General features: G+C 71.7%; 26 protein-coding genes. 16 read left to right on the top strand and 10 right to left on the bottom strand.

The window, feature by feature from the left end:
- The first annotated feature begins 49 nt into the window (after positions 1-49).
- Both Bra3105_RS11315 and Bra3105_RS11310 read left to right on the top strand, forming a co-directional pair.
- The gene (locus tag Bra3105_RS11315) at positions 50-520 is read left to right on the top strand and encodes a ribose-5-phosphate isomerase (RefSeq protein ID WP_228356790.1); all 471 of its coding nucleotides are present in this window, start codon (positions 50-52) and stop codon (positions 518-520) included.
- Positions 521-1165: 645 nt separating this feature from the next.
- The gene (locus Bra3105_RS11310) at positions 1166-2170 is read left to right on the top strand and encodes a C-terminal binding protein (protein ID WP_228356789.1); all 1005 of its coding nucleotides are present in this window, start codon (positions 1166-1168) and stop codon (positions 2168-2170) included.
- A 20-nt stretch (positions 2171-2190) separates the two neighbouring features.
- On the opposite strand, the gene Bra3105_RS11305 is transcribed toward Bra3105_RS11310, so the two are convergent.
- From Bra3105_RS11305 to Bra3105_RS11295, 3 genes are all read right to left on the bottom strand, one after another.
- On the bottom strand, positions 2191-2979 hold the full coding sequence (locus tag Bra3105_RS11305) for an SDR family NAD(P)-dependent oxidoreductase (RefSeq protein ID WP_228356788.1): 789 nt from the start codon (positions 2977-2979) through the stop codon (positions 2191-2193).
- A gap of 83 nt (positions 2980-3062) precedes the next feature.
- Complete coding sequence (locus Bra3105_RS11300; protein ID WP_228356787.1) at positions 3063-4499, bottom strand: MFS transporter; 1437 nt, start codon at positions 4497-4499, stop codon at positions 3063-3065.
- Between the two features lie 125 nt (positions 4500-4624).
- Positions 4625-5188 carry a TetR/AcrR family transcriptional regulator gene (locus Bra3105_RS11295; protein ID WP_228356786.1) on the bottom strand — a complete coding sequence of 188 codons (564 nt, stop codon included), beginning with the start codon at positions 5186-5188 and terminating at the stop codon, positions 4625-4627.
- A gap of 125 nt (positions 5189-5313) precedes the next feature.
- Here Bra3105_RS11295 and Bra3105_RS11290 point away from each other — a divergent pair, with 125 nt between their 5' ends.
- From Bra3105_RS11290 to Bra3105_RS11260, 7 genes are all read left to right on the top strand, one after another.
- A complete protein-coding gene (locus Bra3105_RS11290) occupies positions 5314-5832 on the top strand; it encodes a DoxX family protein (RefSeq protein ID WP_228356785.1) in 519 nt (172 codons plus the stop codon).
- Positions 5833-5927: 95 nt separating this feature from the next.
- Positions 5928-7187, top strand: coding sequence for an MFS transporter (locus tag Bra3105_RS11285; protein WP_228356784.1), 1260 nt, complete (start codon positions 5928-5930; stop codon positions 7185-7187).
- A gap of 32 nt (positions 7188-7219) precedes the next feature.
- Positions 7220-7921: a Pr6Pr family membrane protein gene (locus Bra3105_RS11280; protein ID WP_228356783.1), complete on the top strand. Its 702-nt coding sequence runs from the start codon at positions 7220-7222 to the stop codon at positions 7919-7921.
- 132 nt (positions 7922-8053) lie between these two features.
- A complete protein-coding gene (locus Bra3105_RS11275) occupies positions 8054-9214 on the top strand; it encodes a glycerol dehydrogenase (RefSeq protein ID WP_228356782.1) in 1161 nt (386 codons plus the stop codon).
- A gap of 252 nt (positions 9215-9466) precedes the next feature.
- The gene (locus Bra3105_RS11270; RefSeq protein ID WP_200502019.1) at positions 9467-9754 is read left to right on the top strand and encodes a DUF1540 domain-containing protein; all 288 of its coding nucleotides are present in this window, start codon (positions 9467-9469) and stop codon (positions 9752-9754) included.
- Between the two features lie 106 nt (positions 9755-9860).
- Positions 9861-10490, top strand: a complete 630-nt coding sequence (locus Bra3105_RS11265) for a plasmid pRiA4b ORF-3 family protein (RefSeq protein ID WP_228356781.1) — start codon at positions 9861-9863, stop codon at positions 10488-10490.
- A 76-nt stretch (positions 10491-10566) separates the two neighbouring features.
- A complete protein-coding gene (locus Bra3105_RS11260) occupies positions 10567-11364 on the top strand; it encodes an SDR family oxidoreductase (protein ID WP_228356780.1) in 798 nt (265 codons plus the stop codon).
- Positions 11365-11451: 87 nt separating this feature from the next.
- Here the strand turns inward: Bra3105_RS11260 and Bra3105_RS11255 are convergent, their stop codons facing one another.
- Positions 11452-12375, bottom strand: coding sequence for a VOC family protein (locus Bra3105_RS11255; protein WP_228356779.1), 924 nt, complete (start codon positions 12373-12375; stop codon positions 11452-11454).
- Positions 12376-12633: 258 nt separating this feature from the next.
- Positions 12634-13215 carry a nucleoside deaminase gene (locus Bra3105_RS11250; protein ID WP_228356778.1) on the bottom strand — a complete coding sequence of 194 codons (582 nt, stop codon included), beginning with the start codon at positions 13213-13215 and terminating at the stop codon, positions 12634-12636.
- Between the two features lie 317 nt (positions 13216-13532).
- Between Bra3105_RS11250 and Bra3105_RS11245 the strand changes: the two genes are divergently transcribed.
- Complete coding sequence (locus Bra3105_RS11245) at positions 13533-14213, top strand: GntR family transcriptional regulator (RefSeq protein ID WP_228356777.1); 681 nt, start codon at positions 13533-13535, stop codon at positions 14211-14213.
- A gap of 41 nt (positions 14214-14254) precedes the next feature.
- On the opposite strand, the gene Bra3105_RS11240 is transcribed toward Bra3105_RS11245, so the two are convergent.
- The gene (locus Bra3105_RS11240; protein WP_228359651.1) at positions 14255-15592 is read right to left on the bottom strand and encodes an aminotransferase class I/II-fold pyridoxal phosphate-dependent enzyme; all 1338 of its coding nucleotides are present in this window, start codon (positions 15590-15592) and stop codon (positions 14255-14257) included.
- 332 nt (positions 15593-15924) lie between these two features.
- Here Bra3105_RS11240 and pdxS point away from each other — a divergent pair, with 332 nt between their 5' ends.
- From pdxS to Bra3105_RS11220, 4 genes are all read left to right on the top strand, one after another.
- A complete protein-coding gene (gene pdxS / locus Bra3105_RS11235; protein ID WP_228356776.1) occupies positions 15925-16860 on the top strand; it encodes a pyridoxal 5'-phosphate synthase lyase subunit PdxS in 936 nt (311 codons plus the stop codon).
- Complete coding sequence (pdxT, locus tag Bra3105_RS11230) at positions 16857-17564, top strand: pyridoxal 5'-phosphate synthase glutaminase subunit PdxT (protein WP_228356775.1); 708 nt, start codon at positions 16857-16859, stop codon at positions 17562-17564. The genes pdxS and pdxT overlap by 4 nt, the downstream gene beginning before the upstream one ends.
- A gap of 96 nt (positions 17565-17660) precedes the next feature.
- Positions 17661-18623: a TolB family protein gene (locus tag Bra3105_RS11225; protein WP_228356774.1), complete on the top strand. Its 963-nt coding sequence runs from the start codon at positions 17661-17663 to the stop codon at positions 18621-18623.
- On the top strand, positions 18620-19189 hold the full coding sequence (locus tag Bra3105_RS11220; RefSeq protein ID WP_228356773.1) for a DUF1990 domain-containing protein: 570 nt from the start codon (positions 18620-18622) through the stop codon (positions 19187-19189). Before Bra3105_RS11225 ends, Bra3105_RS11220 begins: the two co-directional genes overlap by 4 nt.
- Positions 19190-19293: 104 nt before the next feature.
- On the opposite strand, the gene Bra3105_RS11215 is transcribed toward Bra3105_RS11220, so the two are convergent.
- Together Bra3105_RS11215 and Bra3105_RS11210 are read right to left on the bottom strand one after the other, a co-directional pair.
- Positions 19294-19920, bottom strand: coding sequence for a superoxide dismutase (locus Bra3105_RS11215; RefSeq protein WP_228356772.1), 627 nt, complete (start codon positions 19918-19920; stop codon positions 19294-19296).
- A gap of 120 nt (positions 19921-20040) precedes the next feature.
- On the bottom strand, positions 20041-20400 hold the full coding sequence (locus Bra3105_RS11210; RefSeq protein WP_228356771.1) for a thioesterase family protein: 360 nt from the start codon (positions 20398-20400) through the stop codon (positions 20041-20043).
- Between the two features lie 135 nt (positions 20401-20535).
- On the opposite strand from Bra3105_RS11210, the gene fdxA reads away from it, so the two are divergent.
- The gene (fdxA, locus tag Bra3105_RS11205; RefSeq protein ID WP_228356770.1) at positions 20536-20865 is read left to right on the top strand and encodes a ferredoxin; all 330 of its coding nucleotides are present in this window, start codon (positions 20536-20538) and stop codon (positions 20863-20865) included.
- A gap of 43 nt (positions 20866-20908) precedes the next feature.
- Here the strand turns inward: fdxA and Bra3105_RS11200 are convergent, their stop codons facing one another.
- Positions 20909-21796: an oxidoreductase gene (locus tag Bra3105_RS11200; RefSeq protein ID WP_228356769.1), complete on the bottom strand. Its 888-nt coding sequence runs from the start codon at positions 21794-21796 to the stop codon at positions 20909-20911.
- Between the two features lie 62 nt (positions 21797-21858).
- On the opposite strand from Bra3105_RS11200, the gene Bra3105_RS11195 reads away from it, so the two are divergent.
- Positions 21859-22479: a TetR/AcrR family transcriptional regulator gene (locus tag Bra3105_RS11195; RefSeq protein WP_228356768.1), complete on the top strand. Its 621-nt coding sequence runs from the start codon at positions 21859-21861 to the stop codon at positions 22477-22479.
- Here Bra3105_RS11195 and Bra3105_RS11190 read toward each other — a convergent pair.
- Entirely contained in the window at positions 22427-23458 is a 1032-nt protein-coding gene (locus tag Bra3105_RS11190; protein ID WP_228356767.1) for a DUF817 domain-containing protein, read from the bottom strand. The genes Bra3105_RS11195 and Bra3105_RS11190 overlap by 53 nt on opposite strands.
- Positions 23459-23483 lie beyond the last annotated feature (25 nt).

Genomic DNA, 23483 nt, shown 5'->3' with positions numbered 1-23483 from the left:
GCACACCAGCACCAGCACCAGCACCAGCACCAGCACGAGGAGCAGCACCATGGCACTGAGGATCGTCGTCGGCGGGGACAACGCCGGATACGGGTACAAGGAGGAGCTCAAGGCTCTTCTCGAGGCCGACGAGCGGGTCGCGTCCGTGACCGACGTCGGCGTCACCGGCCGGGAGGACGGCACCTACTACCCCAACGTCGCGGTCGACGCGGCGGAGAAGGTCGCGGCCGACGAGGCCGACCGCGCGCTGCTGATCTGCGGGACCGGCCTGGGCGTCGCGATCGCAGCGAACAAGGTCAAGGGCATCCGCGCGGTGACCGCGCACGACCTCTACTCGGTGCAGCGCTCGATCCTGTCGAACAACGCACAGGTGCTGTGCATGGGCGAGCGCGTGATCGGGCTGGAGTCCGCGAAGGCCCTGGTGGACGTGTGGCTGGATCTGGAGTTCGACCCGAACTCGTCGTCGGCCGCGAAGGTCGACGCGATCTGTGCCTACGACGGGTCCCTCGAGGAGAACTGACTCGAGGCGCGGCCCTCGGCCGTCACTTCCGCCGATCAGCCTCGTCGGCTGAGCCGAGCCGAGTCGCAATCGGGTCGGCCGGCCTACGGTTCCACGCGACGACCCACGATCCGACGGCCCCTCCGATCCAACGATCGGAGGGGCCGTCGTCGTACGTGTCCGTCTCCTCCCGGGAGCCCGGGCCGAGAAGGACCTGGAGCCCGGCTTGGCGTCGAGAGGGATGGGGGTGGCAGGAGGCTACGAGTTGCGGTGGAAAATCGACGCTTCCGACGCCGGCCCCTTACCGACCATTTCCCACCGCAACTCGTAACGCTCCCGCACCTTCCCCTGTGCGCATGCCGTACGCCGCACCCCGCATGCCGCATGCCGCTCGCCACCTGCCCCTCCCCATGCCACTGCCGCTTCCGCTGCAGCTGCCACTTCCGCTGTGGCTGGAGCTACCACTGCGACCGCGGCTGCGGCTGCGGCTGCGGCTGCGGAATCGTTCTGCTGCGGGCCGGCCGTTGCCCGGGGCATCCCCTGCCGGGGCGTTCCCCTGCCGGGCCGTGCCAGTGCGCGAACGTGCGATGCGCTCGGATCGCGCCCGCCCATAGCCTCGGAGCAGCCCGCCGCACACCCATGAACGCCCGCTCGAGGAGGAGCATCGTGCCCGCATCCGCATCTTCGACCGCTGCCGCATCCGCACCCCGCATCGCCATCGTCGACTGCGACCACGAGGCCTTCGCCGAGGAGCAGCGGGCGGCCGACGCCGCCGGCATCGAACTCGTGAAGGCGCAGGCCATCACTGAGGACGAGGTCATCGCCGCTGCTCAGGGGGCCGACGCGATCCTCGTGCAGTACGCCCCGATCACTGCTCGCGTGCTCGACGCACTGCCCGGTCTGAAGGCCGTCGGCCGCTACGGCGTGGGAGTGGACACCGTGGACCTGGAGGCGGCGACCGTCCGCGGCGTGCCCGTGTGCAACGTCCCCGACTACTCGATCGAGGACGTCTCCGACCACGCGATCGCGCTGGCCATGACCCTGGTGCGCGGCACCGCGCAGCTCGACCGGCGGGTGCGCGCGGGCCGCTATGGGCTCGAGGCGATCAAGCCCCTGCACCGCGTGTGCGAGCAGACCTTCGGCGTCGTGGGCCTGGGCCGCATCGGCCGGGCGACCGCGACCAAGGCGCGGGCGCTCGGCTTCGCCGTCGTCGGCTCGGATCCGATGCTCGAGGTCGGGAGCACCTCGGCCGACGGCACGCCCGTGCTCGCCTTCGAGGATCTCCTCGAGCGCAGCGACGTCCTCTCCCTGCACGTCCCGCTGACCGACGCGACCCACCACCTGATCGATGCCGACGCCCTCGGGCGCTTGAAGACCGGGGCGATGCTCGTGAACACCTGCCGCGGGGCCGTCGTGGACACCCAGGCGCTGCTCGCAGCCCTGCCCACGGGACGGCCGCGCTCCGCGGCGCTCGACGTCTTCGAGACCGAGCCGATCCCCGCCGGTTCACCGCTGCTGGACGAGGAGAACCTGGTGCTCACCCCGCACGCCTCCTGGTACAGCGAGGAGTCGGAGGCGGAGCTCAAGGCCCGCATCGCCGCGGCCATGGTCGCCGCCGTGCGCGGCGAGCGCCCGCCCCACGTGGTGAACCCGGACGCCCTCGCGGGCTGACGACGCGCCGCACGCGCCGCTCACGCGATGTGGGAGCCCCCGTTGATGTCGAGGGTGACGCCCGTAAGGTAGCCGCCGTCGCGGCCCAGCAGGTAGGCGATGCCCCCGGCGACGTCCTCGACGGTGCCCACGCGCCCCACCGGCAGCTCCTGGAGCAGGAAGGTCTTGCGCTCGTCGCTCAGGCGGCCGCCCATGATGTCCGTGTCGATCGAGCCGGGGGCCACGCAGTTCGCGGTGATCCCATACTCGCCGAGCTCGCGCGCCCAGGTGCGGGCCATGCCCAGCAGCGCCGCCTTCGACCCGCAGTAGGCGGCGCGCCCGTAGACGCCCCCGCCGCGCTCGGCCGAGGCGCTCGAGACGTTCACGATCCGCCCCAGGCTGTGGCGGCGGAACACCTTCACCGCCTCGCGGGTCGCGAAGTACGTGCCGTGCACGTTGACGTCGAACACTCGCTTCCACTCCTCGGTGCCGACCTCCGTGAACGGGGTCGGCGAGGAGATCCCGGCGTTGTTGACGACCCCGACGAGCTGCGGCAACCCCGCGTCGATGCGGGCCACAGCGTCGATCACGGCCTGCTCGTCGGCGATGTCGACGCCGAGACCGAGCGCGGGCATGCCGGTCTCCTCGGTGATCCGGTCGGCGACGGCCTCGCTCGCAGCGCCGTCGAGGTCGAGCACGGCGACGGCCCAGCCGTCGCGTGCGAGCCGGTGGGCCGTCGCGCGGCCGATGCCGCGCTCGGAGGCGGCGCCGGTGACGATCGCCGTCGGACGCTCGGGGAAGTCGGAGGCCGGGTAGGCGGGAACGGGCATGGTGTCCTCTCATCGTGAGCGTGGTCGTGTGCTGCGGGTCGGAGGCCCGGGGACGAACTGACCCCCGTCGTCCATGCCTCCGTCTATGCCTCGGGCTCGCCCTTCAGTGCCGCCTCCTGGAGGTGGGCGGTCTCGGACTCCACGTAGCCGTAGACCTCCGGCAGGATGAACTTCGCGGAGAGGAAGCCGGTCAGGGAGAGCACGGAGACGGCGAGGGTCGCGCCGACGGGGCCCCAGGCGGCCGTCATGATCGGGAAGACGAAGGCCCCGAAGAACGACGCCGCCTTCACGAACACGTAGCCGAATCCCGATGCCGTGCCCTTGAAGCGCGGCGGGGCGACCATCGACACGATCGTCATGCCGTTCGAGGCGTCCCAGTAGTGGCCCCACATGAGCACGAGCGCGGCGATCACGATCAGCGGCTTGATGTCGGCCCCGAGCGCGAAGGCGCCCGCGACCAGGCCGATGAACGCCATCCCGTAGCCGGCCATGGCGAGTCCCCGGTGGCCGAGCTTGGGCAGCACGATCGGGGCGGTGAAGCCGGAGACCGTCGCCACGCAGTAGATGAGCGCGGTGATGAGGTTGGTGCCGATGTAGCTCTCGGTGCCGTCGCCGCTCGTGCTCACGCCCACGCCGGCGACCACGAGGATCACCGGCAGGTAGAAGCCGAAGGCGGTGAACTCGGCGCCCTGCATGGCGTTGGAGATCCAGCCGAAGATGGTGCTGCGCTTCTTGATCGGGTCGGCCCACATGACCTTGAGGAAGTCGCTGACCTTCACGCGGGGCAGCTCGACGTCCTCGTCGGGCAGCATCTCCAGCGGGTCCCCGAACAGCTTCTCGGAGGACTGCTTGGCCTGCCGGAAGCGCCCGCGCTGCACGAGCGAGAGCGGGGTCTCCGGGAGGTTCACGCGGGAGATCAGCAGGATGATCGCGGGGATCGCGCCGAGGGCGAGGCCCACGCGCCAGAGGATCTCGTGGGGCATGCCCGTCGCGTACATGATCGTAACGATGACGATCGCGGCGACCTCGCCCAGGCCGAACATGAACTGCCAGCGGCTGCCCATCTGCTCGCGCTTGCCCTTGGGCATCGACTCCATGATGTAGGCGTAGCCGTTGGAGATGTCGCTGCCCAGCGGGATGCCGATGAGGAAGCGGATGATGATCAGGTCCCAGATGTTCTGGGAGAAGCCCTGGATGATCGCCAGCACGATGAACAGCGCCATCGTCAGCAGGAAGACCTTCTTGCGGCCCAGACGGTCGGCCACGTAGCCGCCGATCAGCGCGCCCACCAGGGCACCGCCCTGGACGGCCGCCGTGGCCAGGCCCAGCTGGACCGCCGTCGGCTCGTACTCGTTCTTGATGAAGATCAGCAGGAACGAGATCGCGTACAGGTCCCACGCCTCGATGAGGATGGTCGAGATCATCATCCAGCCGCCGCGGGTCGAGGACCCGGTGCCCGGCTTGTTCTGCAGCCTGATGGTGGCCATGTCCGAGAGCTCTCGCACGCGCGATGCGTCCATCTCTGCCCCTCTTCCACGTCGTCGTGCCGGGGCGGGTCGTCCCGGAATCCAGGGGCCAACTGAAGCCCCGCGGGGGCTCGCGCGTCAAGCCCGGGCGCGGGATCTGGACGGGGTCCGCGGTGCGTTCACTCCCGCAGGGTCTGCGCGAAGAGCCGCACGATCTCCTCGGCCGGGTCATCGTCGCCCTCGCCCGGGACGGCGCGGGTCAGCTGCCCCTCGCGCTCGAGGATCGCGGCGCCGTGGGCGAGGGCCCAGAACATGACGGCGTGCTCGCGGGTCTCGCCGTGGGCGGCGATCGGCGCGAAGGCCCTCCGCTGTGCGGCGATGAGGTCGGGATCGCGCGTCTCGAGCAGGGAGGTGCGGAACATGAGCGAGAACAGGGTGGGCTCCTGCGCGGCGAAGCGCACGTACGCCTCGCCCAGGGCGGTGAGCGGAGCGGGATCCCCCGCCTCCGCGAGCCGCTCGGCGAGCGCACCGAACCCCTTCGTCGCGAGAGCGGTGAGCATGCCGCGCATCCCCCCGAACACGTAGCCGGGGGCGGCGTGGGAGACGCCCGCCCGGCGGGCGACAGCGCGCAGCCGGAGACCTTCGGGGCCGTGCTCGGCGAGCTCGACCTCGGCCGCGGAGAGCAGGCTCGCGCGCAGGCCGGTGTCCCGTGCGGCGCTCAGGCTCTCGTCGGATCGTGGCATGCCCCCACTGTCGCGCCGACGCTTGACACTGTCAAGCCGGCGTTCTAGCCTCGACGCAGGGCTTGACACTGTCAAGCGAGGTCGTCGGCAGATGCCCACCGACATCATCCGAGGAAGGAACAGCCATGGAGCCATTGATCGTCCTGGTCACGGTCACGGGCGCCGCGGAGGTCATCGCGCGTCGCCGCGGACACCCGGATCCCGAGGGCGTCGCCCTGCGTGCCGGGGTCTGCGCGATGTTCCTGCTCACCGGCACCGTCCATTTCATCGGGAAGCGCGAGGAGCTGATCGCGATGGTCCCGGGGCAGCTCCCGTGGCCGGGGGCCGTCGTCACCGTGACCGGGGTCCTCGAGCTGCTCGGCGCGCTGGGACTCCTGGACCGCCGGCTGGCGCCCTGGGCCGCGCGCGGGCTGGGCATCCTCCTCGTCGCCATGTTCCCGGCGAACGTGCATCTCGCCCTGACCGGCGACGACCTGCCGTGGTGGGACCACCTGGTGCCGCGCACCCTTATGCAGGGCGCCTTCCTCGCCGCGGTCGCGGGGATCGCCCTGCCCGCCCTGCGCGGTCGTCCGCGTCGCCCACGTCGTCCGCGTCGTCGCGTCGCAGATCCGGACCCTGGACCCCTCGGCCCGACCATCCAGTGACCCACTCATGACCTGGGCGTGCGGAGCGGTCTAGGGTGATCCGCGGTCGGTGTTCGCCCCCGTCGGCCCTCCTCGCACCGACCCCACCCCAGGAGATGATCCGCACGACCGCCACCGCACCCCGGCGCTTCGCGGCCCTGCGCGACGGGCACTCGCGCCCGTACCTGTTCACCGCGGGGCTCTCGATGATGGGCGACAACATCGAGCACGTCATCACCTACTGGGTGCTGTGGAACCGGTTCCACTCCCCCGGCCTGGTGGGCTTCGAGGTGATCAGCCACTGGCTGCCGTTCCTGCTGCTGTCGGTGTGGCTCGGCGGGCTCGCCGAGCGCTTCGACTGCCGGCGCATCATCCAGATCGCCCAGGGCCTGTTCGCCTTCGTGTCCCTGGCCTGGGGCGTCCTCTTCCTCACGGGCACGCTGGAGATGTGGCACGCGTGCGTGCTGCTGGTCCTGCACGGCTGCGCGGGCGCGCTCTGGGCCCCCGCCGAGCAGCTCCTGCTCCACGACTTCGCCGAGCCCGAGGACCTCCCCGGCGCCGTGCGCCTGAACGCGACCTTCCGCAGCCTCGGCGTGCTCGCCGGGCCCGTGGTCGGCTCGGTGCTGATGCTGGCGCTCGGGCCGACATGGGGCATCTTCGCGAACGTCCTGTTCTACCTGCCGATGACGCTGCTCATGCTGCGCACCCCCTTCACGGGTCACACGCGCAGCGGCTTCGTGCGCCGCGAGCGCCTGAGCATCCTGGACTCCTTCTCGGTGCTGCGCACGGTGCGCTCCGACACGGTGCTGATCGCGATGATCGTGCTCGCGGGCCTGGTCGCGGTGTGCGTCGGCTCCTCGCTGCAGGTCTCGATGCCCTCCTTCGCCGACGCTCTCGGCGCGGGCTCCGCGGGGCTCGGCTACGGGGTGCTGCTGTTCGCCAACGGCGCCGGCGGGGTGCTCGGGGGCTTCCTGCTCGAGGCCACCGGGATCGTGCGGCCCGACACCCGCGCGGCCGTCGTCGCGACCTTCCTCTTCGGGCTCACGACGGTCGTGGTCGCGACCACCTCGCACTACGCGATCGCGGTGATCGCCCTGGTGCTCGGGGGCGTCGCGAACATGGCGGCGATGTCGATCGGCCAGGCCGTCGTGCAGCTGCGCGCCCCGATCGAGCAGCGCGGACGCGTGGTCGGCGTCTTTAACATGATCGGCAGCGGCCTGCGCACCGGCAACGGCCTCACGCTCGCCCTGCTGGGCGCCGCGGTGGGCGTGACCGGCGCGGTGCTGGTGGGAGGGGCCGTGCTCGCGATCGGCTCCGTGCTGATCGCGGTGCTCGTGTGGGTCGGCTTCTCACGAGCCCGACGCGCTCAGGACTGAGGGGCGGTCGCCCTCAGGTGGACAATGCCTGCATGCCCAGCGCCGCGCCCGCTCCCCCGCCCACCTCGACTGGCACCGGAGGTGCGACCACCCCGCTCGGCGCGGCCCCGCGGATCCTCTGGGGGATCGTCGCGGTGTGCGCCGTGTTCGGGATGTGCGGCTCGTTCGTGCAGACCGTGGGCACCGCGCTCTCCCCGACCGACGGACCCGGCCTGATCGTGAGCGTGGTCCGCTACTTCTCCTACTTCACGATCCTCACGAACCTGTTCGTCGCTCTCGTCGCGGTCTCGCTCACGGTCGGCCGACGTCCGGGGCCGCTCCTGCGCGTGCTCACCCTCAACGCGGTCACGGGCATCGTGATCACCGGGGTCGTGAACTGGTTCCTGCTGCGCCCGGGCGCGGTGATCGCCCCCGGCATGCCGACGCTCCTGGACACCGTCCAGCACATGCTGGTCCCGGTGCTCGCGCCGGTGGTGTGGCTGGCGATCGGCCCGTGGGGCCACGTGCACGCGCGCACCTTCGCCGCGAGCCTGGTCTTCCCGCTCGCCTACCTGGTCTGGACCCTCGTCCACGGGGCCGTGACCAGCTGGTACCCGTACCCGTTCATCGACATCCCGCGGGTGGGCTACGCCAGCGCGCTCACCGTGGGCGGGCTGATCCTGGTGATCATGTGCGCCCTCGCGGCGCTCTGCTGGGCCTGGGACAGGTGGCGGGCGCGGCGCGCACGCGCCTGAGCGGCCTCTCCCGGGCGCCTTCTCGGCCGACGAGAACCCCCGTTGCCCGCCGCCTCGACCCGGGCGAAGACTCGGAGGCATCAGGGGCCCGCAGCGGCGGGCCCGACCGTCGGCCCGAAGGAGCGCCGTGCCATGCCCTCCACCACCTCGTCCTCGCTCAGCGTCCTCGCCAGCCCCAGCCGCTACGTCCAGGGGAAGGGGGCGCTCGACGAGCTCGGCACCCACCTCGCCGCCCTCGGCCGCAATCCGCTGATCGTCGCCGACGACACCGTCTGGGGCCTGTTCTCCCAGCAGGTCACCGGTGCGCTCGCCGCGGCTGATCTTCCCGCGACCCGCGTGGGCTTCGAGCGGTTCGCGACCCCGGAGGCCGTGGACTCGCTGGTCGACGTGATCGCCGCGGGCGGGCACGACGTGATCGTCGGACTCGGCGGCGGGTCGACGATCGACGCCGCGAAGGCCTCCGGCCACCTCGCGAGGATCCGCTGGGCGAGCGTGCCCACGGCGGCCTCCTCCGATGCGCCGACGTCCTCGCTCGCCGTCATCTACACGGCCGACGGCGAGTTCGTCGAATACCGCTTCTTCCCGCGCAACCCCGACCTGGTGCTCATCGACACCCAGGTCGTCGCGCACGCCCCCGTGCGCTTCCTCGCCGCCGGGATCGGGGACGCCCTGGCCACGTGGCTGGAGGCCCGAGCGACCCGCCGCGGCACGGCCGACGCGATGGCGGGCGGGCGCCCCACCCGCGCCGGGACCGCGCTCGCGGAGCTGAGCTGGGACATCCTGTGGGAGAACGCGCTGCCGGCGCTCGACGCGGTCGCCGCGCACGTCGTCACACCCGCCCTGGAGGCAGTGGTCGAGGCGAACACGCTGCTCTCGGGCCTGGGCTTCGAGTCCGGCGGCCTCGCCGCGGCGCACGCGATCCACAACGGGCTCACGGCCGCCCCGCAGACCCACGGCCTCACCCACGGCCAGAAGGTCAACATCGGCTCCCTCGCGCAGCTGATCCTCGAGGGAGCCCCGACGGCGGAGATCGAGGACTTCATCGCCTTCACCACGCAGGTCGGACTGCCCAACACGCTCACCGAGATCGGACTGAGCCCGGAGGACCGCGACGAGATCGAGGCCGTCGCCGAGGCCGCGACCGTCGAGGGCGAGACGATCCATGCGATGCCCTTCCCGGTGACGGCGGGCCAGGTCGTGGACGCGCTCATCGCCACCGAGGGCATCAGCCGACGGGTCCGCTCCGAGCGCGGCCTGCCCGCGCCCGAGCTCTATACCGGCGGGGGCCACTGAGTCCAGGGGGCACTCCCGGAGGACCGGCGGGGACCGCGGTGCAGGTCCTCGGGGGCCGCCGTGCAGGCCCCGGGGCGTTCGGCAGCGCACGCATTTACGAACCCCACGGGTTTTAGAAAAGCAGGAGCTTTTCGAAATACCTCCGTCACCTTAAGAGGTAAGGCAGGTATTCCTTTCTAGAATTCTGCGCATCCCGCGTCTATTCTTCCTGCAGAGCCCGCGATACGGGCGCTGACCTGCACAGGAGGAGACATGACCGCCATCGAGATGCCGAAGGTGACCGAGTGCTCGGTCACCGGGTGCTCCTACAACCATGACGGCTGCACCGCATTCGCGGTGACGGTCGATGCCGATCACGACTGCGCCACGTTCATCCCCCTGGACACCAAGGGCGGCCTCTCGAAGGTCGTCTCCCAGGTGGGCGCGTGCCAGCAGACCGACTGCGTGTTCAACAAGGACCTCGAGTGCTCGGCCGGTTCCGTGCGCATGGGTCCGGGCGCCGGCGCCGCCGCCGAGTGCCTCTCCTTCCAGCAGGCCTGAGCAGCACCTTCCCCAGGCCTGAGCCGCACCCGCTTCCCCACCCCGTCGGCCCGTCGCTCGCTCGAGCGGCGGGCCGACGCCCATCGAACGGCCTACCGTGGGCCGCATGACGATCCTCGATCTCCGCGTGACCCTCGTCGACTGCGAGCCCGCCGTGTGGCGGGAGGTGCGCGTGCCCTCCGACGTGCAGCTCACCGATCTGCACCACGTGCTGCAGATCGCGATGGGCTGGGAGGACAGGCACCGGCACGGCTTCGGGCGCGGCGAGAGCTACTGGACGGCGAGCGCGCGCTGGCTCCTCGAGCCGGAGTCCGAGGAGGCCGAGGAGCGCGGCGTGACCCTCGAGGACGCCCTCGGCGACGGCACCGTCCTGACCTATCTGTACGACATGGGGGACGACTGGGAGCATCGCGTCGCGGTCGCCGGCAAGAGCGAGGGCACCGTCGAGACCGCCGAGCTGCTGGGCGGCGAGGGCGCCTGTCCGCCCGAGGACTCCGGCGGGATCTTCGGCTTCGCCGAGCTGGTCGCAGCGCTGCGCCGGGTGCAGGCCGGCGAGCAGCCCGACGGCTGGGACGCCAATCGTCTGCACCACCTCGTGGGCGACGGCGACGCCCACGAGGTGGCGACGAAGCTCCTGGACTTCGACGACGTGGCGGTGCGCGCGGAGCTCGAGGGCGCACCGATCACGGAGCTCGGCTCCCTGCGCGACCAGGACGACGACCCGCACTTCCGCTGAGGTCGCCTCCCTTCGACACCGACGAGCCCGGCACCGTTCCAGCTGGCGCTGTCCCCGTCGGCGTAGCCTCGCGAGCATGAGCGACGAGACCACCGCCCCTGCCACCGCCACCGCCCGCATCGCCCTCATCACGGGCGCCAACAAGGGCATCGGCTTCGAGACGGCCCGGCAGCTGGGGCGCCTCGGCTTCACCGTGCTGCTCGGCGCGCGCGACGAGGAGCGCGGGCGCACCGCCGAGGTGAGCCTGCGCGACGAGGGCATCGACGCCCACACCGTCCGCCTCGACGTGACCGACGAGAACTCGGTGCGCGCGGCCGAGCAGTGGGTCTCCGCCCGCTACGACCACCTCGACGCCCTGGTCAACAACGCAGGCGTGCCCAGCGTCGGCGGGCACCGTGCGGCACCGAGCGATACCTCGATCCAGGACATGCGCTCGGTCTTCGAGATCAACGTGTTCGGGGTGGTGCGCGTGACCAATGCGTTCCTGCCGCTTCTGCGCAGGGCGCCCGCGGCGCGCATCGTGAACGTCTCCAGCGAGATCGGCTCGATGGACGCGACCGTGAACCCGAGCTCGCCCGTCAGCGGGACACCCGCCTCGATCCAGTACCCGAGCTCGAAGGCGGCGGTGAACATGATGACCGTCCAGTACGCCAAGGAGCTGCGGGACACCCCGATCAAGGTCAACGCCGCGAACCCCGGCTTCACCGACACCGACTTCACCCAGCACCGCGGGATCCGCCCGGTCGCGCAGGGCGCCGAGCCCAGCGTGCACCTCGCGACCCTGCCCGAGGACGGCCCGAGCGGCGTGCTCTGGGGGCACCTGTGGACCACGGAGGGCGACGGCGACGGCGGCTACGGCATCCTGCCCTGGTGACGAGTGCCTGACCGGCCCCCCCGGGTGGCAAGCGCCTGACCGGTCCCGGGACCCGCCGGAGCCCGCCGGGGCCCGTCGGCCTTCGGCTCAGCGGCGGAGAAGCTCCTCGGCGCTGGTGCCGGGAACCGCGAGGCTGACCTGCGTGCCCCAGGGGTCGTGGACGACGACGCGATGGGACTCGTCGGCGTACTGGATGCCCGCGCGGCGCAGGCGGGCCACGAGCGCGTCGAGGTCCTCGCGCCCGGGCACGGTGATCGCGACGTCGCCGAGGCCCAGGGTCGCGGCGCGCGGCCCGGCGCCGGCGCTGTTCCACACGTTCATCGCGACGTGGTGGTGGTAGCCGCCGGCGGAGGCGAAGAGGGCGCCGGGGTGGTTGCCCACGGTGGTCTCGAAGCCGAGCGAGTCGATGTAGAAGCGGCGGGCGGTGGGCACGTCCCCGACCTGCAGGTGCACGTGTCCGACCTTGCCCGCACGCGAGGGGCCGGCGGCGACGACGTCCTGGTCCAGGTGCGCGGTGAGGTACGCGTTCGGCTCGAGGAACAGCGAGTCCATCTGCACCTCGCCGTCGCGCCACGTCCACTGGTCGCGCGGACGGTCGATGTAGAGCTCGATCCCGTTGCCCTCGGGGTCGGTGAAGTAGAAGGCCTCGGAGACCAGGTGGTCGGCCGAGCCCACGTACCGGCTGCGCGGATCGGAGGCGGCGCGGGCGACGGTCGCCGCGAGGGATGCCTGGTCCTCGAACAGGAACGCGGTGTGGAACAGGCCCGCGGCGCGCGGGTCGACGGCGGGCAGGCCGGGCGTGCCGATGAGGCGGATCATCGGCACCTGGCCGCGGCCGAGCACCCGGTGCACCTCGGTGCCGCGAGTGCGCTCCTCCATCGGCTCGAGCGCGAGCGCGCTGGCGTAGTAGGAGGCCATGTTCTCGAGATCGCCCACGCGCAGCGTCACGGCGTCCATCCCGGTCTCAGGGTTCAGGTGCAGTTCATCGGTCACGGACGCGGTCGCGGTCATGGCTCTCTCCTTCGTCGCCGGCTTCGGCCTCATGGCCGCCCCTCCGAGGGTCGACGTGTGTTGTTGAAGATTCATCTATAGTGTGCGCGCTCGCTTCCCCGGTTGCAAGGACGGGTGCGTCACAGCGCGCAGGGGCGCCAGGAGACCGAGAGATGCGTGGCCGCAGACGGGCGGTGCGGTCACCGGGAAGATCCGTCGGCGGCCGGTCGTGACCGTCGTCGGGTGGGCCTCGGCGTCAGATCCGTTGACGCGCCTTCTTCACTCCCCGCGCGCGTTGTAGACGAGGGAGCCCGAGGCTCCGAAGTCGCGCAGCACCTGCAGCGACTGCGCATGGCGCACACCGGTGGTGACGTCGATCCCGCGCGCGGAGAGCTGCTCGACCCAGTCGGCGACCATCGGGCCCTCGTCGAATCCGGTGGCCTCCTCGACCTCGGGACCGTCGGCCCCGATCACGAGTGAGCGCACCCCGCTCCACAGCACCGCGCCGAAGCACTGGACGCAGGGGCGAGCGTTGACGACGAGCCGGCGACGCGCGCCGCCCGCACCGAGATCCCAGCTGCCTGTCCGCTGCTGGGCGAGGGAGAGCGCGGTGACCTCCGCGTGCAGAGCGCTGAGCCCGGTGCGGGGCACGAGGTTCACGCCCACGGAGACCAGGGCCCCGTCCTCCTCGACCACCAGCGCGGCGAACGGGCCGCCGTCGCCCGAGCGCCAGGTGAGGTCGGCCAGCTCGTCGGCCACGTCCATCTGCTCCTCGACGGTGGGGAGCAGGGGCGGCAGCTCCTCGAGGCGGGCGACGAGCCACCCGGGGAGCTCCACGTGCAGCGTCGTGACCAGGTCCATCGCGAGCTCCTCTCGAGGCGGCGTGCCCCCGACCGGGCTCCTGCCTGCAGTGACGTGGGCTCATCGTACGAGGCCGAGGCGGGGACGGAGAGGATCCGAGCTTGAGCCGCCACGACATCCACACGCCGCCTGCGCGCGTGGATTGCAACTGTGTATCCCAGTGTTCTCTCTTGAAATCCACCGGCTTGCAGTGCTCACTGCTCGATCCAGGTGCCCCGCTCCTAGCAGTCTTGGGATACACTTCCCGAAGCAGTGCGCCTCTGCCAGATCCGCACCCCCGCACGACCCGTCCTCATCCACGCACGAGAGGCACCGACATGGCCGCCCGGAACGACCGCGAGAGCGTCTTCACGACGCTGCGCAGCGAGATCCTCGAGGGCGAGCTCGCCCCTGGCACTCCCCTGCGGGAAACGGCTCTGGCCAGCCGTTTCGAGGTTTCCCGCACGCCTGTTCGCGATGCTCTGTCGCGGCTCGAGCAGGCAGGGCTGGCCGTGCGCGCGGCGCGCGGGCTGGAGGTGCGAGGGGTGGATCCGCAGGCGCTCCTGCAGGCGCACGACGCGCGCATCCCGCTCGAGGAGCAGATCGCCGGCGACGCCGCCGTGCATCGCACGGTCCAGGACGTGCTGCGGCTCGAGGCCCTCCTGGACCGGGACCGCGCGCTCGAGGACTACGACCCCGCCGAGCTCGCACGCCGCGATCTGGCCGCTCATCGGGCGCTGTGGACCGCCGCGCAGAACCCGGTGCTCAGCGAGCTGCTCGAGGCCCTGGCGGTCCACCTGGCACCGGGAGCGAGCGCACTGCTCGAGGTGCCGGGACGCTGGGAGGAGTCCCTGGCCTCGCGCACCGAGATGCTGCGGGCCATCGGCGACCGGGATGCAGCGGCAGCGCGCACGATCGCCCGCTCACGCCACGAGGCCGATCACGAGGCCCGTCTGCATCTGCTGCGCGAAGCCACGATCGCCGAGGCCGAGCGAACCGGGGACGGTCCCCGCACCTGACACGGCCCTCGCAGCCGACCTGACGCGGACGGAAGTCCAGGTCAGACCCCTCCGCGCACCTCGTCGACGGAGGCGACCAGATCGTCCGCGAACGCCTGCGCCTCCTCATCGTCGAGGTCGTGCACGGTGATCCGCAGGTGCTCGTCGGCCGACGCTCCGTCGCGCCGGGCCGTGGGCCCGTCGTCGGCCCCGAGGTCGAATTCTCCGCCGTTGCGCACGAGCCAGCCGCGGCGCATCAGGCGCTCGGAGACGACGCGTGCGTCGACCCCGCAGCCCACCCACAGGCTCATGCCGTCCTGCGCGGGGACCTCCAGCCCGCGCGTGCGCAGCAGCTCGCGCATCCGGGTGCCGCGCTCGGCGTAGTGCTCGGCGGCGCGGTCGATGAGGGCGCGGGAGTCCTCGTCGGAGAGGAGGGCGTGGGCGATGCGCTGCAGGAGGTGACTGACCCAAGTGGTGCCGGGGCTCAGGCGCAGGGCGAGGCGCGCGGCGGTGCGCTCGTCGGAGGCGACCAGGGCGAGGCACAGATCGGGTCCCAGGAACTTCGAGACCGAGCGGACCAGGGCCCAGCGCTCGTGCCCGGGGCCGACGATGGAGCGGAACGGGCCGCGGGCGAGCATCGAGTAGTAGTCGTCCTCGATGACCAGCACGAACGGGTGGTCGGCCAGCACCGTGCGCAGCTGCTCGGCGCGGCGCGCGCTGAGCGAGGCCCCGGTGGGGTTCTGGGCGCGCGGGGTGCAGACGATCGCCCGGACCCCCGCCTCGAGCGCGGCCCTCAGGCCCTCGACGGTCATGCCCTCGTCGTCGACGGGGATCCCCACGGGCCGGTAGCCGCCCAGGCGCACGGTCTGGATGCTCGCGAGGAAACAGGGGTCCTCGAGGCCCACGGCGTCGCCGCGCTCGAGGACCTGGGCGAGCAGACGCTCGATCGCATCGACGGCGCCGCCGGTGACCGTGATGTGCCCGGTGGAGGGAACGTCCGGCTCCATCCACTGACGCGCCCACGCCTCGAGGTCGGCGTCGACCACGGGCTCGCCGTACAGCACCGGTCGGCCGGTGACGGCGCGCAGCGCCCGGGAGGGATCGGGGATGAAGCGCGGGGCGGGATTGCCGCTCGCGACATCGCGCAGGGGGCCCGCCGGGGCCGCGCCCTCCTGGGGGATGCGGGCACGCCCGGCGATGCGGGTGCCGGCGCGACCCTGGGCGACCACGATGCCCGCGCGGGAGAGCCGGCGATAGGCGGCCACGGCGGTGTTGCGGTTGACCCCCCGCTGCTCGGCCAGGGCGCGGACCGGCGGGAGCGGATCGCCGGCGCCCAGCACCCCGCGCTCGACGAGCCCGCGCACGCTGTCGGCGATCTCGAGGGCGGTGGATCCGGTGATGCCGGCGGTCGACGCGGCGCTCGACGCAACGGTCGACGCGGCGGTCGACGCGGTGGTGGGGGCGCTGTCCTGCGCGTTCACCGTCTGCTGCTCGCCGTCGTCCACGCTCCGCAGTCTAGGGGCGGACCGTCGGCCGAACGACCCTCGATGAATGACCCGGGCCGTGCTACGTTTTGGCCTAGGTCATAGTTCATGCGGCGTGTGCGCCACCACTCGTCACCGGCATCCAGGACCTTGCACGACCGCCGCGCACCAGCACTCGGCACCACCACCTGGCACCACCACCCGCCGCACCCATCCACGCTCGCACCGATGCACCCCGAGGAGTCGCCATGAGCGCACCCGCATCCACCGCCCCTGCCACCAGCGCCGACTCCGTGCAGGAGCCCGCCGCGGGCACCGTCCGCGTCAAGCGCGGCCTCGCCGAGATGCTCAAGGGCGGCGTGATCATGGACGTCGTCGACGCCGAGCAGGCGAAGATCGCGCAGGACGCGGGCGCCGTCGCGGTGATGGCCCTCGAGCGCGTGCCCGCCGACATCCGCGCGCAGGGAGGCGTCGCGCGCATGAGCGACCCGCAGCTCATCGAGCAGATCCAGCAGGCCGTGACGATCCCCGTGATGGCGAAGGCCCGCATCGGCCACTTCGTCGAGGCGCAGATCCTCCAGGAGCTGGGCGTGGACTACGTGGACGAGTCCGAGGTCCTCTCTCCCGCCGATCACGCCCACCACATCGCCAAGCAGGACTTCACCGTGCCGTTCGTGTGCGGGGCGACGAACCTCGGCGAGGCCCTGCGGCGCATCGCCGAGGGCGCCGCGATGATCCGCTCCAAGGGCGAGGCCGGCACCGGCGACGTCTCCGAGGCGACCCGTCACATCCGCACGATCCGGGCCGAGATCCGCCGCCTGTCCTCCCTGCCCGAGGAGGAGCTCTATGTCGGCGCGAAGGAGCTGCAGGCCCCGTATCCGCTGGTCGCAGAGGTCGCGGCGACCGGGACCCTGCCCGTCGTCCTCTTCACCGCCGGCGGCATCGCCACCCCGGCCGACGCCGCGATGATGATGCAGCTCGGGGCCGACGGCGTCTTCGTCGGCTCGGGCATCTTCACCTCCGGCGACCCCGCGAAGCGCGCCGCGGCGATCGTGCAGGCGACGACCTTCCACGACGATCCCTCCGTGGTCGCCGACGTCTCGCGCGGGCTCGGCAAGGCCATGGTCGGCATCAGCGTCGCGGACCTCCCCGCGCCCCACCGCCTGGCCGAGCGCGGCTGGTGAGCCCCGAGGCGGCCGACGGAGCTCACGGGGAGAGCGACCACGCCGAGGTGCGTGTCGGGGTCCTCGCCCTGCAGGGCGACGTGCGCGAGCACGAGGCCGTGCTGCGGGGCCTGGGCGCCCACGTGGTGCGCGTGCGCCGGCCGGCGGATCTCGAGGGTCTGGACGCGCTCGTGCTGCCGGGCGGCGAGTCCAGCGTCATCGACCGCCTCTCCCGGCTCACGGGCCTGCGCGACCCGCTGCGCGAGCGCATCCGCGACGGCCTCCCGGTGCTCGGCACCTGCGCGGGTCTCATCCTGCTCGCCGACCGGATCCTCGATGCCGCACCGGGCCAGGAGACGCTCGGCGGCCTCGACGTGCTGGTGCGCCGCAACGCCTTCGGCACCCAGACCGACTCCTTCGAGACCGCCCTTGTCACGCCCGCGTTCGATGGGCCGCCCGTGCGCAGCGCCTTCATCCGCGCTCCGCTCGTCGAGCAGGTCGGAGGGGGCACCGCGGGGAGGAACGCCGATGTCGAGGTGCTCGCCTCCCTGCCCGACGGCCGGGTGGTGGGCGTGCGCCAGGGCGACCGCATCGGCCTCGCCTTCCACCCGGAGGTCACCGGGGAGGACCGCTTCCATCGCCTGCTCCTCGAGGCGACGCGGGGACGGGCCGACAACGGCGCGAGGGGGCGGACGGCCCGGGACATGCCGTGCGCGCGCGGATAGCCTGAGCACCACGGTCCTGTGCCCGCGACCGGTCCTCCCATCGGGTGCCGCGGGGTGCGAGGAGGCCGTCGTCCGCCGTCGCGAAGGAGCCCGAAGATGAGCACGCCACCCACCTCGTCGGTGGTGCCGTCGCCCGCCCCGTCGAACGTCCCGTGGCGCACGCTCGCCGCGGGTCAGGTCTCCCGGATCCGGGTGTGGGAGCGGGGCAGCGGGGAGATCCGCACGGTCCACGTCTCGGCCGATCGCCTCTTCGAGGCGCCGAACTGGCGGGACGACGGTCTGCTGCTCGTGAACGCCGAGGGCGCTCTGTGGACCCTCCCGTCCGACGGCTCACAGGACCCTCAGCGGCTCGACGCGCCCGGCCTGCCGCCCGTCAACAACGACCACGTGCTCGCCCCGGACGGCACCGGTGTCTTCGCCTCCGCGAGCGACCACCACATCTGGCACGTCCCCTTCGACGGCTCCCCGATACATCGCGTGACCAGCGAGGACGGCGTCTGGCACTTCCTGCACGGCGTGAGCCCCGACGGGTCCCTGCTCGGCTACGTGCGCATCGAGCTCAGCGGTGAGGACGCCTGGTCCCGGGCCCTGATCCACACGATCCGCGCCGACGGCTCCGACGACCGGAGCGTCACCACCGATCCCGGTCCGGCCGACGGCTGCGAATGGACGCCCGACGGCTCCTGGATCCTGTTGAACACCGAGCAGTTCTCGACGACGCCGGGCCACGCGCAGCTCGCCCGGGTGCGGCCCGACGGCACCGGCATCGAGCAGCTGACCTTCGACGAGCGCGTGAACTGGTTCCCGCACATCGCCCCCACCGGCGACGTCGCCGTCTACCTGAGCTTCCCACCCGGCACGGTCGGGCACCCCGCGGACCGCCCCGTCGAGCTGCGGATGGTCGAGGTCGACGACTGGACGAGGCCGACGACGCTGCTCGCCCTCGACGGCGGCCAGGGCACGATCAACGTCCCCAGCTGGGCGCCCGACGGCTCGGCCTTCGCCTTCGTCGACTACCCGTTCCCGGACGCCCCGCTGCCCGACGAACCGGCGGCATGAGCCGACAACCCCGCAGGCGCGGAGTGGTCACGCTGGCACCCCACCGGGCGGCGCAGCTGCGGAACGCCGAGGTCACGGCGCCCTGGGATGCCGCAGCACCGGACCTGGTCCCGCCCGGCTTCCGCAGGATCGAGCACACTGCGCCGCTGGCCCGGCGCGATCTGGACGGCGCCGGCCGGGATCTGCTCGGGTGGCGGATGCACACGCGTGCAGGCCTCGAGGTCGCCGTCGACCCCGGCCCCGATCGGGAGGGCGTCGTGCATCCCGGCGACGTCATCGAGCTGCACCTCGGCGTCGGGCCGCTCGGTGTCCGCGCACCGTGCCGCGTCCTCGAGGTCTTCGAGGAGCCCGGCCGCCGCGGCCTCACCTACGGCACGCTCCCTGGGCATCCGGAGGCCGGGATCGAGCGCTTCGAGGTCCTTCGCGCGGCCGACGGCGCCCTGCGGCTGAGGATCTCGGGGTACTCGCGCCCCGGCTCCCCTCTGGTCAGGGCCGGAGCCCCGCTCGCGCTGATCGTCCAGGAGCGCATCACGCGCCGGTACCTGCGGGCTCTGGACGAGGGATGACGAGACGGCCGGCCCCTCGCATGGAGGGACCGGCCGTCGACCGATCACACGCGGAGCCTCAGCGGTGCTCCGCGGGGGTGAGCGGGTCAGGTGGGTCGTGGCGCTCAGGCGCCGGGGTTGACCAGGCCCTTCGTGCTGCGCGCGTTCTCGAACCGCGCCTGGACATCCGCCCAGTTCACGATGTTCCAGATCGCCTTCACATAATCAGCCTTCACGTTCTGGTAATCCAGGTAGAACGCGTGCTCCCACATGTCCAGCTGGAACAGCGGCACCGTCGCGACCGGGATCCCGTTCTGCTGATCGTAGAACTGCTCGATCACCAGGTTCCCCGCGATCGGCTCATACGCCAGGATCGCCCAGCCCGACCCCTGGATCCCCAGGGCCGCCGCCGTGAACTGCGCCTGGAACGCATCGAACGACCCGAAGTACTCATCGATCGCGCTCGCCAGCTCACCGGTGGGCTTGTCCCCACCCTCCGGGGAGAGGTTCTTCCAGAAGATCGAGTGGTTCGTGTGACCACCCAGGTTGAACGCCAGGTCCTTGGACAGCTGGTTGATCGCACCGAAATCGTTCGCCTCGCGCGCCGCCGCCAGCTTCTCCAGCGCCGTGTTCGCGCCCTTCACGTACGTCGCATGGTGCTTGTCATGGTGCAGCTCCATGATCCGGCCCGAGATATGGGGCTCCAGCGCCGCGTAGTCATAGTCGAGATCGGGAAGCGTGTACTCCGCCATGGTGGATTCCTCTCCTCCGGCTGATAGGACGTCTTCGACCGTAGGACCTCAAGTGCACGTGAGGTCAAGGGCCGGGGGCTCAGGGCACGGGACTGGGCGCGCGGCGTCAGACCCGGTGCGTCACCGGGCGAGGCGCTCCAGGAAGCGCTCGCGGTCGACGGGGGCGCGGTCGATCTCGCCTTCGCCCACGATCCGGCCTCGGGCATCGGTCGCCCGGACGGTGAAGGTCCAGGTGCGCTGCGCCGGATCGGCGGGCCCCTCGGCCGTGATCTCGACCGTTCCGCCCACGGGCGTCGGCGCCGCGTGCACGATCCGCACGGCCGTGCCCACGCTCGTGCGTCCCTCATCGAGGTGCGCGGAGGCCGCGCGGACGGTCTCGGCCTCCATCCAGGCGAGCAGCCGGGGCGTCGCGAGCACGGGGACGTCCCCGCTCCCGAGCGCCTGTGCGGTGTCGTTCTCGGTCACGTCGTACGAGGTCATGCGGGCGCCTCTCCTGAGCAGGGGCGGCCGACGCTATCACCGCGGATTGACCTCAAGCGCGCGTGAGGTTCTACCGTCGAGGGACGCGGGATCGCCCGCGACGAGCGAGGAGCGAGCGAGGAAGGAGCCGCGAGCGTGACCTATGTGATCGCCCTGCCCTGCGTGGACGTGAAGGATCGCGCCTGCGTGGACGAATGCCCCGTGGACTGCATCTACGAAGGGAATCGGTCGCTGTACATCCAGCCCGACGAGTGCGTGGACTGCGGCGCCTGCGAGCCCGTCTGCCCCGTCGAGGCCATCTTCTACGAGGACGATCTGCCCGACGAGTGGGCCGACTACTACAACGCCAACGTCGAGTTCTTCGACGAGCTCGGCGCCCCCGGCGGTGCCGCGAAGACCGGTGTCATCGACAGGGACCACCCGCTCATCGAGGCGCTGCCCCCGCAGGAGAATCCTCTGGAGTGAGCGTCCGCTCGTCGGCGTCCGGGCCCTGACGCCGGCGTCCACGTCACGGAAGTGACGGGAAGCGGACCCCGGTGAGCTGCTCCGAGGCGACCCAGAGTCGGCGCGCCACCTCGGGGTCCCGCGCCCGGCGCGAACGTCCCACGAGCACCGGTGCGCCCCTGCTCTCCATGAGACGGCCGGGACCTGCATAGCTGTTCCCCGGAATGTCGCTCACCGCGGCGTAGAGCGAGGGCAGGGCCCCCGCGTCCTCGCTCTGCAGGAGCATGCGGAAGGCAGCGCTCCGGAGCCTCTCGCCCCTCGGGTGGGCTCCGCTGCTGCGCATCAGGTTCGTCGACGACACGCCGGGGTGCGCCGCGACGGCGATCACGGGGGATCCGGCGGCGCTCAGTCGACGCTGCAGCTCCGCGGTGAACAGCAGGTTCGCGAGCTTGGACTGCCCGTACGCCGCCATCGGGCGGTAGCGGCGACGCGTCCATTCCAGGTCGTCGAAATCGATGCGCCCCATGCGGTGGCCCACCGATGACACCGTCACCACGCGGTCCCGGATCCGGTCGAGCAGCAGGTTGGTGAGGGCGAAGTGCCCGAAGTGGTTGGTGCCCATCTGCAGCTCGAAGCCCTGGGCGGTGCGGGAGAACGGAGGCACCATCACCCCCGCGTTGTTGATCAGGACGTCGATGGACTCCGGGGCGGCCTGAGCGAACTCGCGCACGGAGTCGAGATCGGCGAGATCCAGCCGACGCACCTCCACGTCGCCCGCCATCGTCGACGCAGCGCTCTGCCCCTTCTCGACCGAGCGCACGGCGAGGATGACATGGGCGCCGCGGGAGGCCAGCACCCGTGCGGCCGCCCTGCCGATCCCACTGTTCGCGCCGGTGACGACGATGGTGCGGCCGCTCTGGTCGGGCACGCTGGAACTCGTGAATGTAGTCATGGGCAACACCGTAGACACCGACAACATAGTAGTCAATGGCTAGATCGACCTATGCTGGGACGGTGACCCCCTCCGCCGACGCCCGTCCGTACCACCACGGGAACCTCCGCACGGCACTGCTCGAGGCGGCCGAGCGCAGGCTCGCCGAGCACGGTGCCGACGCCATCGCCCTGCGTGATCTCGCACGCGAGATCGGCGTCAGCCACGCGGCGCCCCGCCGGCACTTCGCGGATCGCCAGGCCCTGCTGGACGCGCTCGCGATCTCGGGCTTCGCCCGCCTGGACGAGAGACTGCGCGCCGCGGTCGACGACGCGGCGGCGGACTCGTCCTCGCGCATGCGCGCGGTCGCCTCGACCTACACGCGCTTCGCCACCGAGAACGCCTCTCTGCTCGACCTCATGTACACGAGCAAGCATCGGCCGGGAGGTGAGGTCATCCTCGAGGCCGCCGAGGCGCCGTTCTCACTGCTCTCCGACCTGATCGAGCAGGGACAGCGAGAGAATACCCTGACCTGTGAGGATCTGACGGGGAGCGCGACCGTGCTCTTCGCATCCCTGCACGGCATCGCCACGATGATCAACGGAGGCTTCGTGCCGGCCGCGCAGCTCGAGGGCCTGACGGAGATCGCCGTCACCCAGTTCCTGCAGGCGGCGGGACCTGCGCCGGTCGCCGATCAGCGCTGAGGGTCGCTTCCGCGGGTACGGGCACGGGCACAGGCACGGACGCGGGCTCGGGGCGTGCTCGCCCCCGTGCACGGGAGTCGGGACGCTGCGGCGGGTGCACGAGCGTCACCAGCACCACCGAGATCATCATCAGCAGCAGCCAGGCCACCATCTTCGTCAGCGGCACCGGCTCCCACCCCGCCTGCTGGTGCGGGTAGATCCAGGCGCCGGCGGCGGTCCCGACGTTCTCCGCGACCCACAGGAAGAACGCGGTGCCGGCGAAGGCCGCGAGCACCGGCATGCGACGCCAGGCGCCGCCGCGGTGGTTGCGGAAGCTCATCATGCACCGGCCGAACAGCAGCCCCACCAGCACCAGCAGCACCCAGCGGACATCGGGCAGGAAATGGTGGGTGAAGAAGTTCGCGTAGATCGCCGTCGCGAGCACCGCCGTCGCCCATCGCGGCGGGTAGCGCGTGAACCGCAGGTCGAACAGCCGCATCACGCGCACCATGTACGAGCCGACGGCGGCGTACATGAACCCCGTGTACAGCGGGACAGCGCCGATGCGCAGCAGGCCCTCGCCCTCGTACTCCCACGAGCCGACGTGAGTCTTGAACACCTCCATCGCCGTGCCCACGACGTGGAAGAGCACGATCGTGCCCATCTCGCGCAGGGTCTCCAGGCGCACCGCGAGCATGAGGACCTGCAGCGCGAGCGCGGCGATCATCAGGGCGTCCGCCCGCGCGAGCGGCGCGCCCTCGGGGTACAGCAGCCGCGCGAGCACGAGCAGGGCGAGCATCGAGGCGCCGAACACGCACGCCCACGCCTGCTTGAGCGTGAAGACCACGAGCTCGAGGGCGCGCAGCCGCCACGGACCGGCGTTCTCGACGAGCGCGCGCGTGCGCCGGTGCGCCCAGGCATCGATCCGCTGCTCGAGCGGGGTGAAGGTGCGCGAGCGAGCGTCGGACCGGGCGCGCTGTTCACGGATGTCGTCCCCCATGCGGGAAGGCTACGAAGAGCCTCCG

Origin of the sequence: Brachybacterium halotolerans subsp. kimchii, from assembly GCF_020792675.1 — a bacterium.
Lineage (GTDB): Bacteria > Actinomycetota > Actinomycetes > Actinomycetales > Dermabacteraceae > Brachybacterium > Brachybacterium halotolerans.
Note: the sequence above shows the minus strand (reverse complement) of the source record. Positions and strands in the feature narration are given on the sequence as shown.

Coding starts and splice junctions, on each gene's coding strand:
- Bra3105_RS11315 (WP_228356790.1), top strand. CDS start 50: ATGGCACTGAGGATCGTCGTCGGCGGGGACAACGCCGGATACGGGTAC.
- Bra3105_RS11305 (WP_228356788.1), bottom strand. CDS start 2,979: ATGCCCGTTCCCGCCTACCCGGCCTCCGACTTCCCCGAGCGTCCGACG.
- Bra3105_RS11300 (WP_228356787.1), bottom strand. CDS start 4,499: ATGGACGCATCGCGCGTGCGAGAGCTCTCGGACATGGCCACCATCAGG.
- Bra3105_RS11295 (WP_228356786.1), bottom strand. CDS start 5,188: ATGCCACGATCCGACGAGAGCCTGAGCGCCGCACGGGACACCGGCCTG.
- Bra3105_RS11290 (WP_228356785.1), top strand. CDS start 5,314: ATGGAGCCATTGATCGTCCTGGTCACGGTCACGGGCGCCGCGGAGGTC.
- Bra3105_RS11285 (WP_228356784.1), top strand. CDS start 5,928: ATGATCCGCACGACCGCCACCGCACCCCGGCGCTTCGCGGCCCTGCGC.
- Bra3105_RS11280 (WP_228356783.1), top strand. CDS start 7,220: ATGCCCAGCGCCGCGCCCGCTCCCCCGCCCACCTCGACTGGCACCGGA.
- Bra3105_RS11275 (WP_228356782.1), top strand. CDS start 8,054: ATGCCCTCCACCACCTCGTCCTCGCTCAGCGTCCTCGCCAGCCCCAGC.
- Bra3105_RS11270 (WP_200502019.1), top strand. CDS start 9,467: ATGACCGCCATCGAGATGCCGAAGGTGACCGAGTGCTCGGTCACCGGG.
- Bra3105_RS11265 (WP_228356781.1), top strand. CDS start 9,861: ATGACGATCCTCGATCTCCGCGTGACCCTCGTCGACTGCGAGCCCGCC.
- Bra3105_RS11260 (WP_228356780.1), top strand. CDS start 10,567: ATGAGCGACGAGACCACCGCCCCTGCCACCGCCACCGCCCGCATCGCC.
- Bra3105_RS11255 (WP_228356779.1), bottom strand. CDS start 12,375: ATGACCGCGACCGCGTCCGTGACCGATGAACTGCACCTGAACCCTGAG.
- Bra3105_RS11250 (WP_228356778.1), bottom strand. CDS start 13,215: ATGGACCTGGTCACGACGCTGCACGTGGAGCTCCCCGGGTGGCTCGTC.
- Bra3105_RS11245 (WP_228356777.1), top strand. CDS start 13,533: ATGGCCGCCCGGAACGACCGCGAGAGCGTCTTCACGACGCTGCGCAGC.
- pdxS (WP_228356776.1), top strand. CDS start 15,925: ATGAGCGCACCCGCATCCACCGCCCCTGCCACCAGCGCCGACTCCGTG.
- Bra3105_RS11225 (WP_228356774.1), top strand. CDS start 17,661: ATGAGCACGCCACCCACCTCGTCGGTGGTGCCGTCGCCCGCCCCGTCG.
- Bra3105_RS11220 (WP_228356773.1), top strand. CDS start 18,620: ATGAGCCGACAACCCCGCAGGCGCGGAGTGGTCACGCTGGCACCCCAC.
- Bra3105_RS11215 (WP_228356772.1), bottom strand. CDS start 19,920: ATGGCGGAGTACACGCTTCCCGATCTCGACTATGACTACGCGGCGCTG.
- Bra3105_RS11210 (WP_228356771.1), bottom strand. CDS start 20,400: ATGACCTCGTACGACGTGACCGAGAACGACACCGCACAGGCGCTCGGG.
- Bra3105_RS11200 (WP_228356769.1), bottom strand. CDS start 21,796: ATGACTACATTCACGAGTTCCAGCGTGCCCGACCAGAGCGGCCGCACC.
- Bra3105_RS11190 (WP_228356767.1), bottom strand. CDS start 23,458: ATGGGGGACGACATCCGTGAACAGCGCGCCCGGTCCGACGCTCGCTCG.